An 11,534-nucleotide genomic window follows, 5' to 3' on the forward strand; every position below is an offset into this window, starting at 1 on the left:
GTTACTCCTGATTTAAAATCTGTTTGACAATTTCATCGCCAACCTGAGCCGTGGTGGACGCCTGTGCGCGTTTGTCCTCAGGTAACAATTCTCCGGTTAATACACCGGCTTCTAACGTGGCTACAACCGCTTTTTCGATAGCGTCTGCAGCATCTTGCAGGTTTAAGCTGAAACGCAACATCATGGCTGCAGACAGCACCTGAGCGATAGGGTTAGCAATACCCTGGCCGGCAATATCCGGTGCTGAACCACCGGCCGGCTCGTATAAGCCAAAGCCTTCTTCGTTCATACTGGCTGATGCCAGCAGGCCCATAGAACCGGTCATCATGGCGCATTCGTCTGAAATGATGTCGCCGAACAGGTTAGAGCATAACATCACGTCGAACTGGGCCGGGTTTTTCATCACCTGCATGGTCGCGTTATCAATATAGATGTGCTCAAGTTCCACATCAGGATAGTTTTTGGCGACTTCTTCAGTGACTTCGCGCCACAAACGGCTGCATACCAGTACGTTGGCTTTATCTACCGAGGTAACTTTGCCACGGCGCTTTTGCGCAGCTTCGAAGGCTGATACCGCGATTCTGCGAATTTCCCGTTTGGAGTAGCGCATAGTATCAAAGGCGTATTCTTCTTCACCTTCGCCGTCACGGCCTTTGGGCTGACCGAAATAGATACCGCTGGTCAGCTCGCGGACAACCAGTACATCCACACCGCTGGCAGCAATGTCTGCACGCAGCGGGGATAAGTTCTCAAGACCCGGATAAATTTTGGCAGGACGCAGGTTACTGAATAAATCGAAATGACTGCGAAGGGTTAACAGTGCTGCGCGTTCAGGGCGTTGTTCCAGTGGCAGGGAATCCCATTTTGGTCCACCGATTGAGCCGAATAAAATCGCGTCGGCCTGTTCACAACCTTGCAGAGTGGCTGGCGGTAATGCTTCACCTTCAGTATCAATGGCATAGCCACCTACCGGATACGCGGTCCGGTTGAAAGTCACTTTGAATTTGCTCTCAACGGCATCCAGGACCTTGTTGGCTTCCTGCATGACTTCCGGGCCGATACCGTCTCCGGCGAGTACGGCAATATTGAATTCGCTCATTTATACTCCTGCAACGCGTTCTTGTTGAATCTTTTGCTGATCAATCTGGTCAGCAACATGTGTATTGTTCAGTACGAAGATAAGGGCTTTAACCCCGGCTTCGACAATGTCTGTGGCCAGGCCGATACCGTGGAAACGGCGGCCTTTGTACTCGGCGATAACACCGACCTGGGCAAGGGCGTCAGCACCTTCACCTTTCGAGTCCAGTTTGAAGTCCACCACTTCCAGGTCTTCATGGCCCAGAATAGAAATAATGGCATTAAAGGCGGCATCCACCGGACCGTTACCGATGGCTGTTTTGGTAACGGTTTCGCTGCCGACCTGTAAACGTACAGTGGCACTGGGAATGATTTCCCGGCCAGAGTTGGCCTGCAGATAAGACAGCTGGTAATACGCGTCTTCGTGTTTTTGCTGATCGAAAAACAGCAAGGCTTCCAAATCATAGTCGTAAACCTGACCTTTCTTATCGGCCAGCGCAAGGAATGCGGTGTAAACCGTTTCCAGGTCGTAGTCTTCCGCCTTGTAGCCCAACTCTGTCAAACGGTGCTTGATAACGTGACGACCGGAGCGTGATGTCAGGTTCAGGTTGTTTTTGTTAATACCCACACTTTCCGGTGTCATGATTTCATAGGTATTTTGCGCTTTTAATACACCGTCCTGGTGGATACCTGAGGAGTGACTGAAGGCATTCGCGCCCACAATGGCTTTGTTCGACTGAACCGGCATATTACACAACTGGCTGACCAGCTTGGAGGTACGGAAAATTTCAGTGGAATTGATGTTGGTTTGCATGCCCAGCATGGCTTCGCGGGTTTGCAGTATCATCGCGATTTCTTCCAGTGAACAGTTTCCTGCACGCTCACCGATACCGTTAATGGTACATTCTACCTGACGTGCACCTTGCTCGACAGCCGCCAGCGAGTTGGCAACCGCCAGACCTAAATCGTTGTGACAGTGCACGGAAATCGTGGCTTTATCGATATTCGGTACGCGGTTAAACAGGTTGCCGATGATGCCGCCGAACTCGGTGGGTGTTGTGTAGCCCACGGTATCCGGAATATTTACGGTAGTGGCACCGGCATTGATGGCGGCTTCAACCATGCGGCAAAGATAATCGATGTGGGTACGGCCGGCATCTTCACAGGAAAATTCCACATCGTCGGTGTAGCGGCGGGCATGCTTTACTGCAGCCACTGCCATATCAACGACTTCGTCCTGAGATTTTCTGAGTTTGGCGCCAACATGAATTTCAGATGTGGCGATAAAGGTATGGATACGGAATTGTTCAGCGACACTCAGCGCCTGGCCACATGCATCGATGTCTTTTTCAAGGGCACGGGATAAACCGCAAACCACACTGTTTTTCACTTCGCGGGCAATCATCTGCACGGATTTAAAATCACCCGGCGAAGATACCGGGAAACCCGCTTCGATGATGTCTACGCCCAGACGTTCGAGGGCCAGAGCGATCTGCAATTTTTCTTTGGCACTTAAACTGGCGGGCAGTGCCTGCTCGCCGTCGCGTAACGTGGTATCAAAGATTTTTACCTGATTCGTCATGGCTTGTACTCGTGGTGATAATTAGTAAAAAAAAACCCGTGCGATGCACGGGTTTATTGTAATTCCTCTTACTGGATGCATTCTACCCGTGCAGTCTTGCTGCCATAAGGAGTAGAAGAGAAAGTAAAAAATGTTGCATAATTATGCGAATTTCACGGGCATCCAATTGATAGCCGTCAATGTAACCATACAGGGGCCACAGGTCAACCTTTCTTTGCCATCATGAATATAATAATTGGTTATATTTATCCTAACTCTGTTTGGTTGGTCAGGTATTTAAGGTGAATTTTTTCCACTTTACCGTGGTGGAAAGCAATAATTCTCTTAATGAGAGTGTGCGTGGGGCCAGTCTGCCTTTGTGATTCCAGCGGTGTCCGCAGCATGCGGCAGACATCACAGCTTTGGTGGGTTTCAATAACATATAGTCGGTGTCGGTATTGTTGGCCTGACTTACACCATCAAAGGTAAACCAGCCATATTTATTGGTGTGCACCATTTCATTCTCAGGCTGAACACGGTCAATAGAGTCCAGCTCGATATGCTCTTCATCAAAGCGAAGTAATCTTACCGGTACGGGTAAACCATAGGCTGCATGGCCTGTATACCAGGTTTGCGTGTCCTCCGGCGTAATTTTATGGGCTGGACATTTAGGTGCCTGTTTACATTGCCAGGTACCGTTGTGACTGTCTACTGCAAGCGGTGTTTTGTGGTTTGCCAGATAGTGGGCTGCCCGTTGGATCCGGTGAGGGAGTGCGGCCAGTCTGCGTTGGAGGTAGGATATCTGCGCAGCGGACGCTTGTGAAAGCACCAGCAACTCGCGCTCGTAAAGGGCATTACAAATTTCTGTGAAGACCGGAGAATCGTCGGTTGCGCCGGTGGCAGCAAAAATATCAGTCTGACTGGACGACGTGTGAGAACCTGACGACATGGCTACAAAGGATTATGAAGAATATCAGTAAAGTAGCATTAAAAAGAACGGGTAGCCAGCGCTACCCGTTCATAGTCATTATTGACCTTTGATTGCACTGCGACCCGGATATACCGCTTTGTCGCCCAGTGCCTGCTCGATACGCAGTAACTGGTTGTACTTGGCAACACGGTCAGAACGGCACAGAGAACCGGTCTTAATTTGACCCGCTGCAGTACCAACCGCCAGGTCTGCGATAGTCGCATCTTCGGTTTCACCTGAACGGTGAGAGATAACCGCAGTAAAACCTGCATCTTTCGCCATCTTGATTGCATTCAGGGTTTCGGTCAGTGAACCGATCTGGTTGAATTTAATCAGGATGGAGTTACCGATACCATTCTCAATACCACGGGACAGGATTTTGGTGTTAGTCACAAACAGGTCGTCACCAACCAGTTGTACTTTGTCACCAATCTTCTTAGTCAGGCTTGCCCAACCGTCCCAGTCACTCTCGTCCAGACCGTCTTCGATAGAAACGATAGGGTACTGTTCAGCCAGTTCAGCCAGGTAGTCACCAAAGGTTTCTGAGTCAAAAGATTTGTCTTCACCAGACAGGACATATTTGCCGTCTTTGTAGAATTCCGACGCCGCACAGTCCAGTGCCAGCGTGATGTCTTCGTTCATTTTGTAGCCCGCTTTTTCAACGGCTTCTACAATAACAGCCAGCGCTTCAGCGTTAGAGCTCAGGTTAGGTGCAAAACCACCTTCGTCACCTACTGCTGTGTTCAGGCCTTTAGCAGACAGTACTTTTTTCAGGTTATGGAAAATTTCCGCACCCATGCGCAGGGCTTCTTTGAAGCTCTTGGCACCAACTGGCTGAACCATGAATTCCTGAATGTCTACGTTGTTGTCAGCGTGCTCACCACCGTTGATGATGTTCATCATAGGTACAGGCATAGAGTACTGACCTGACGTACCGTTTAAGTCAGCGATGTGCTCGTAAAGTGCAACGCCTTTTTCAATTGCAGCCGCTTTGGCAACAGCCAGAGAAACCGCCAGGATCGCATTTGCACCCAGCTTTTCTTTGTTCTCTGTACCGTCCAGCTCTAACATTTTGTTATCAACGTCAGTTTGTGCCAGTGGATCCATGCCAGCCAGCGCCGGAGCAATGATGTCGTTTACTGCAGCAACGGCTTTTTCTACGCCTTTGCCCAGGTAACGGCTTTTATCACCGTCACGCAGTTCCAGTGCTTCACGTGAACCAGTTGATGCACCGGATGGTGCAGCGGCACGACCCATTGCGCCTGAATCAAGGTAAACGTCTGCCTCTACAGTGGGGTTACCACGAGAGTCCAGGATTTCGCGTCCTACAATGCGAGCAATCTTCGCCATTTTATTTCCTCAACGTTTGTGCAAAAGGCAACGGGAGTAAGCCTTCTGCTTTTTAGAATCAGTGATTTTCTTTCTGGTATTTCCCGGCAGCTTCTACAAATCCTTTAAACAGCGGGTGGCCATCACGGGGCGTAGAAGTAAACTCAGGGTGGAACTGACCGGCAACAAACCATGGATGGTCAGGGATTTCGATCACTTCTACAAGGCGTTTGTCGGTGGACAAACCACTTACTTTCAAGCCTGCAGCTTCAATCTGGTCACGAAGGTTATTATTTACTTCGTAACGGTGACGGTGACGTTCGTAAATCTCTTCGCTGCCGTAGGTTTCACAGACTTTGCTGCCCGGGATCAGGTGACAAAGCTGGCTGCCTAAACGCATGGTGCCGCCTAAATCTGAAGAGGCATCACGCTGCTCGGTAGAGCCGTCTGCATCCAGCCATTCGGTGATCAGGCCAACAACCGGGAACGGTGTTTTGGGATCGAATTCGGTGCTGTTTGCGTTTTCCATACCAGCTACATTGCGGGCAAATTCAATTAAAGCAACCTGCATACCCAGACAAATACCCAGATAAGGGACTTTATTCTCGCGGGCATAGCGTGCTGCTGCAATTTTGCCTTCGATACCGCGCTCGCCGAAACCGCCGGGTACTAAGATAGCATCCAGGTGTTCTAAAATTTGTGTACCTTTTGTTTCAACGTCCTGAGAATCGACATAGTGAATATTCACTGTCAGGCGGTTTTTCAGACCGGCATGTTTTAATGCTTCATTGACAGATTTGTACGCGTCAGGCAGTTCAACATATTTGCCCACCATACCAATATTCACTTCTGCAGTAGGGTTAGACTCTGCATAAAGTACCTGTTCCCATTCGGTCAGATCGGCTTCTTTGCAATCCAGACGGAAACGGTCAACAACCAGCTGGTCCATACCCTGTGCTTTAAGCGCAGCCGGGATACGGTAGATGCTGTCTACGTCTTTCAGTGAGATAACGGCTTTATCTGCCACGTTAGTGAACAGGGCAATCTTAGAGCGCTCGGTAGCCGGCAGGGCGCCAACAGAACGGCAAACCAGGATGTCCGGTTGAATACCGATAGAACGCAGCTCTTTAACAGAGTGCTGAGTAGGCTTAGTTTTTACTTCGCCGGAAGCCGGCATGTAAGGTACCAGCGTCAGGTGCATGAACATGGCGCGCTCGCGGCCGACTTCTGTACCTAACTGGCGGATAGCTTCCAGGAACGGTTGTGATTCAATATCACCTACTGTACCGCCTACTTCAACAATTGCCACATCGTGACCTTCTGCACCGTCGATAACGCGACGCTTAATTTCGTTGGTGATGTGCGGGATGACCTGGATGGTTGCACCTAAATAGTCACCACGTCTTTCACGGCGTAATACTTCTTCGTAAACCCGGCCAGTGGTGAAGTTATTACGCTTGGTCATACGGGTGCGGATAAAACGCTCGTAGTGACCTAAATCTAAATCGGTTTCTGCGCCATCATCCGTGACAAACACTTCCCCGTGTTGAATTGGGCTCATTGTTCCCGGATCAACGTTGATATACGGATCCAGTTTTAACATCGTAACGGTGAGACCACGCGCTTCAAGAATGGCTGCTAACGAAGCGGCAGCAATACCTTTACCAAGCGATGATACGACACCACCGGTGACGAAAATATAATTTGTCATGCGAAACCTAAGGCTTTGGATTGTATGGCTAATGTGCTGAGAGTTGGCAAAACGGGATTCAGCACCTGGACGGCGCAATATTATAGCGAAAGAGTAGCAGGCAAACAATCTGTTTGCCTGCTGGTCTGGCGGGTTTATTTCAGGTAAGTTAATAAAGCCTTAAGTATCACGCCTGACTTAGCCGTTTTAGCGTATAAATTAAATCCAGTGCCTGCCTGGGAGAAAGCTCATCGGGAGACAAATTATTCAGTGCATCCCGCAGCGGGTCAGGCATATCGGTAAAGTGCATTTCCGATTGTCCGGCTCTGGTCGTGGGAGCACCGGAATCTGACGAAGTTTTTGTTGTCTTTGTGGCCGGGGCGTCTTCCTGTGGTGCCCGGTTTTCCAGTTCATGTAATTTAGCCCGGGCAGCATTGATTACCGGGCGGGGAACGCCGGCAAGCTGGGCAACCTGTAAGCCATAGCTTTTGCTGGCCGCACCGGTTTCTACAGTATGCATAAAGCGGATGGTATCGTCGTGCTCTACGGCATCTAAATGCACATTGACCACGCCTTCTTCAGAATCAGCTAATTGTGTCAGTTCAAAATAATGGGTGGCAAACAAGGTATAAGCATTAATCTCCCTTGCCAGGAAGCAGGCACATGCCCAGGCGAGAGATAAGCCATCGTATGTACTGGTGCCGCGCCCGATTTCATCCATTAATACCAGCGAGTGCTCAGTGGCATTATGCAAAATATTGGCGGTCTCGGTCATTTCCACCATGAAGGTAGAACGCCCTGACGCCAGGTCATCTGATGCACCAATACGTGTGAAAATACGATCCACACGGCCGATTTTTGCATTTTCTGCAGGTACGTAACACCCAAGGTATGCCATCAGTACAATCAGAGCGGTCTGACGCATGTACGTTGATTTACCGCCCATGTTCGGACCGGTAATAACAAGCATGCGCTGTTTGGTGTCCAGTGTTACCGGGTTGGCAATAAACGGGTCCGTCATGACCTGCTCAACCACAGGGTGCCGACCGGCTTCATAAGTGATTTCACGGTTATCTGTGAGGGTAGGGCAATGTAAGTCGAGCGCGGTCGCCCGGTCGGCAAAACACTGAATCACATCCAGTTTAGCCAGTGCTTCCGCTGTGTTTATCAGCTTAGTAAGCTGAGGCTGGAAGGCATCGAATAATCCTTCATAAAGTTGCTTTTCCAGAGCCAGCGCCCGGCCCTGACTGGTCAGTACTTTATCTTCATGTTCTTTCAGCTCAGGCGTAATGTAACGCTCGGTGTTCTTCAACGTTTGACGGCGGATATAATCTGCCGGGGCAGCGCCACTGTTTGCGCGGCTTAATTCGATAAAAAAGCCATGCACTTTGTTATAGCCCACTTTCAGTGTAGAGACGCCGGTACGCTCCCGTTCTCTGACCTCCAGAGCATCCAGGTAGTCCGTGGCTCCCCTTGACAGCGCCCGCAATTCATCAAGCTCTTCATTAAAACCTTCAGCGATAACACCACCATCGCGGATGACAACCGGAGGGTTATCTACGATAGCCTGATTTAACAGGCTTTGTAATTCAGGATAGGTGCTCACAGCATTGGCCAGATCTGCACATAACGGGTCCTCAAGAGAGGATAACTGGTCGAGTAGTCCGGGCAATTCGTTAAATGCATTGCGTAAACGGGAGAAATCCCTGGGACGGGCCGAACGCAGGGCTAACCGCGCCATGATACGTTCTATGTCACCAATGCGTTTTAATGTATCGGCGATATCTTCATGACCCTGTTCAATCAGTTTTCCGATGGCCTGCTGGCGTCGGGTGAGTTCATAATGATCGGTAATGGGGGCGTGCAAATAGCGTTGAAGTAATCTGCTGCCCATGGGGCTGGCGGTAGAATCCAGCACGCTGAACAGGGTATTTTCCTGACTGCCTGATAAGTTCGAGGTTAATTCCAGGTTTCTTCGCGTGGCGGCATCTAACTGAATACGTGTTTCCTGCTGTTCACGATGAATACTGCGAATATGGGGCAGGGCGGTACGTTGAGTATCTTTAACGTATTGCAGTACACAGCCGGCTGCACCGGTGGCTTTATCTAAGCCGTTGATCCCGAAACCATCCAGTGATTTTGTGCCGAATTGCTGATTGAGTTGCTCAGTTGCCGTTTGCTGATCAAACTCCCATTCGGGACGGCGACGTAAACCTTTTCGTTTTTCAATAAGAGGTAAACCCTCGAATCCTTCCGGATAAAGCAGTTCTGCAGGATTAAGGCGTTGCAATTCGGCCAGCAATTGTTCATCGCTGTCACATTCAACCACCAGAAAACGTCCGCTGCTGATATCGAGGGTGGCAACGCCGTACTGCATGCTGTGACCACACACTGCAGCAAGCAGGTTATCACGGCGCTCTTCTAATAGTGCTTCATCGGTGACTGTACCCGGGGTGACAATACGCTGAACCTGACGTTCTACCGGCCCTTTGCTGGTGGCAGGATCGCCAACCTGCTCACAAATCGCCACGGACTCGCCCATTTTTACCAGGCGCGCCAGGTAACCTTCTACTGCGTGATAAGGCACTCCCGCCATGGGAATGGGTTCACCGCCGGATTTGCCTCTGGCTGTTAATGAAATATCCAGCAGGTGTGCGGCCTTTTTGGCATCGTCATAGAAGAGTTCATAAAAGTCTCCCATCCGGTAAAACAGTAAAATATTAGGATGTTGTGCTTTTATGGCCAGATACTGGCGCATCATCGGCGTATGTGATTCCAAGAAAACCTCTTTGTTATGTTGATGCTGTTTGCGAAGGCGCTATTGTCCGGAAGACGGAACTGCATTTGAAACACGGCGTAAACCCATCCATGGGGCCTCGACTGCCGCTTCCCTGCGGCAGACGGTTTCAAATGCAGTCCTCGTATTCCGTACGCGCGCCTTCTCAGTCAGGCGCTTCCGGCCGGAGCATGGAACTGCATTGGAAACACGAAGCAATTCCTTCCCCGACAGGATTGAACTTAATCACTCCGGCGTCCGCTAAATGTGTAAAATGGTACAACGGAATTAATTCATTGGTGAGTATTATTCGTATGAGCGCAGATTTTTCAACTGTTTCACAAGACAGTGCCTTACTTAAACAGGTGGTTGCCACCGGAGATGTGCTTCGCCGGCGGAACTGGCATTTATCCTGTGCTGAGTCTTGTACCGGTGGTGGAATTGCTTACGTATTAACTTCTGTTTCCGGTAGTTCTGACTGGTTCAATCAATCCTGGGTCACTTATTCAAATGAGGCTAAGCAATCACTTATTGGAGTGAAAGCTGAAACGCTTGCGGAATTTGGCGCAGTGTCGGAACAAACTGTAGCTGAAATGGTGCAGGGTGTTGTTCAGGAGAGTGGTGCGCAGGTTGGCGTGTCGGTGAGTGGTATTGCAGGGCCTGGCGGCGGTTCGGCGGAAAAGCCGGTGGGTACAGTTTGGTTTGGCTTTATGATAGACGGTGAACTCATCACGCAGCGTCACGTATTTTCCGGTGACCGGTTAGCGGTGCGGGAACAGGCCATTGCCCATGCAGTTTCATATCTGTACCAACGACTGGTTGCTGTATAAAACGGGATTTGACAGACTAATTGTGAAATCTTACTTGACTGTATGCTTATACAGTATAAAATGCACTCAACATTCGAATTACGTTTCGTGAGTTACTGAAGCGCTGACCGAATCATATTTTGCGGAAGTTAAAAAATAACAGAAGTAAAAGTGGCAGCGTAATACGACAGGGTAACTACCGGACAGTCATTATCTTGAGGATAATATCGTGGACGACAACAAAAACAAAGCTCTTTCCGCCGCTCTTGGCCAAATTGAAAAGCAATTTGGTAAAGGTGCCATTATGCGTCTGGGTGACAATCAGGCGCATGATATCGAAGCCATTTCTACCGGTTCACTCAGTATCGACATTGCACTTGGAATAGGCGGTTTACCTTGCGGGCGTGTTGTTGAAATCTACGGTCCTGAGTCATCAGGTAAAACAACTCTGACACTGCAAGTTATCGCTGAAGCGCAAAAGAAAGGCAAAACTTGTGCATTCGTTGATGCTGAACACGCACTGGATCCTGTCTATGCAAGAAAGCTGGGCGTAAACATTGACGACCTGCTGGTCTCTCAGCCTGATACCGGTGAGCAGGCGCTGGAAATCTGTGACATGCTTGTTCGTTCCGGTGCAGTCGACGTAGTAATTGTTGACTCGGTAGCTGCGTTAACACCGAAAGCAGAGATTGAAGGTGAGATGGGTGATTCTCACGTGGGTCTTCAGGCACGTCTGATGTCTCAGGCACTGCGTAAGCTTACCGCTAACATCAAGAAATCGAATACGCTGTGTATCTTCATCAACCAGATCCGTATGAAGATTGGTGTTATGTTCGGTAACCCTGAAACCACAACAGGTGGTAACGCGTTGAAATTCTATGCCTCTGTGCGTCTGGATATCCGTCGTATCGGTGCGGTTAAAGAAGGTGATGAGGTTGTTGGTAACGAAACCCGTGTGAAAGTGGTGAAGAACAAAGTTGCACCACCGTTTAAGCAGGCGGAATTCATGATTCGTTACGGCGAGGGTATCAGTAAGGAAGCTGAACTTATTGACCTTGGTGTGAAGCAGAAGCTGGTTGATAAAGCCGGTGCCTGGTATAGCTACAACGGTGACCGTATTGGTCAGGGTAAAGCGAACGTAATGGCGTTCCTGAAAGATAACCCTGATATTGCGAATGACATCGAAACTAAGCTGCGCGCAGAGTTACTGGCTCAAAAAACAGTGAAGCCTGAAGAAGCCGAAGGCGAAACAGAAGAGAAATTGTAAGATTTATGTCCGGCAGCCTGTGAAAGGCTGCGCATGAAACGACAAATCAATAGAC

General features: G+C 49.5%; 8 protein-coding genes. 2 read left to right on the forward strand and 6 right to left on the reverse strand.

Features of this window, described 5'->3' with window-relative positions; all coding sequences use genetic code 11:
• Position 1: 1 nt before the first annotated feature.
• From leuB to mutS, 6 genes are all read right to left on the reverse strand, one after another.
• Entirely contained in the window at positions 2–1,099 is a 1,098-nt protein-coding gene (leuB, locus tag ACXAGR_RS13240) for a 3-isopropylmalate dehydrogenase (RefSeq protein WP_474850947.1), read from the reverse strand.
• Entirely contained in the window at positions 1,100–2,659 is a 1,560-nt protein-coding gene (gene leuA / locus ACXAGR_RS13245; protein WP_119500442.1) for a 2-isopropylmalate synthase, read from the reverse strand. It lies immediately after the preceding gene.
• A 268-nt stretch (positions 2,660–2,927) separates the two neighbouring features.
• On the reverse strand, positions 2,928–3,587 hold the full coding sequence (locus tag ACXAGR_RS13250) for a hypothetical protein (protein ID WP_474850949.1): 660 nt from the start codon (positions 3,585–3,587) through the stop codon (positions 2,928–2,930).
• 78 nt (positions 3,588–3,665) lie between these two features.
• Positions 3,666–4,958 (reverse strand): phosphopyruvate hydratase, encoded by a 1,293-nt coding sequence (gene eno, locus ACXAGR_RS13255; protein WP_119500443.1) that lies wholly within the window; start codon positions 4,956–4,958, stop codon positions 3,666–3,668.
• A gap of 58 nt (positions 4,959–5,016) precedes the next feature.
• Entirely contained in the window at positions 5,017–6,648 is a 1,632-nt protein-coding gene (locus ACXAGR_RS13260; protein WP_303574471.1) for a CTP synthase, read from the reverse strand.
• A gap of 166 nt (positions 6,649–6,814) precedes the next feature.
• Entirely contained in the window at positions 6,815–9,388 is a 2,574-nt protein-coding gene (mutS, locus tag ACXAGR_RS13265) for a DNA mismatch repair protein MutS (protein ID WP_474851166.1), read from the reverse strand.
• Between the two features lie 329 nt (positions 9,389–9,717).
• On the opposite strand from mutS, the gene ACXAGR_RS13270 reads away from it, so the two are divergent.
• Complete coding sequence (locus ACXAGR_RS13270) at positions 9,718–10,233, forward strand: CinA family protein (RefSeq protein ID WP_474850951.1); 516 nt, start codon at positions 9,718–9,720, stop codon at positions 10,231–10,233.
• 208 nt (positions 10,234–10,441) lie between these two features.
• Complete coding sequence (recA, locus tag ACXAGR_RS13275; RefSeq protein WP_119500446.1) at positions 10,442–11,479, forward strand: recombinase RecA; 1,038 nt, start codon at positions 10,442–10,444, stop codon at positions 11,477–11,479.
• Positions 11,480–11,534: the final 55 nt, after the last annotated feature.

The organism is Alteromonas sp. ABH4_457, from assembly GCF_056160625.1.

Bases quoted from the DNA above. Each gene is read 5' to 3' on its own strand.
- ACXAGR_RS13270 (WP_474850951.1), top strand. From the start codon at position 9,718: ATGAGCGCAGATTTTTCAACTGTTTCACAAGACAGTGCCTTACTTAAA.
- leuB (WP_474850947.1), bottom strand. From the start codon at position 1,099: ATGAGCGAATTCAATATTGCCGTACTCGCCGGAGACGGTATCGGCCCG.
- eno (WP_119500443.1), bottom strand. From the start codon at position 4,958: ATGGCGAAGATTGCTCGCATTGTAGGACGCGAAATCCTGGACTCTCGT.
- mutS (WP_474851166.1), bottom strand. From the start codon at position 9,388: ATGATGCGCCAGTATCTGGCCATAAAAGCACAACATCCTAATATTTTA.
- ACXAGR_RS13250 (WP_474850949.1), bottom strand. From the start codon at position 3,587: ATGTCGTCAGGTTCTCACACGTCGTCCAGTCAGACTGATATTTTTGCT.
- leuA (WP_119500442.1), bottom strand. From the start codon at position 2,659: ATGACGAATCAGGTAAAAATCTTTGATACCACGTTACGCGACGGCGAG.
- ACXAGR_RS13260 (WP_303574471.1), bottom strand. From the start codon at position 6,648: ATGACAAATTATATTTTCGTCACCGGTGGTGTCGTATCATCGCTTGGT.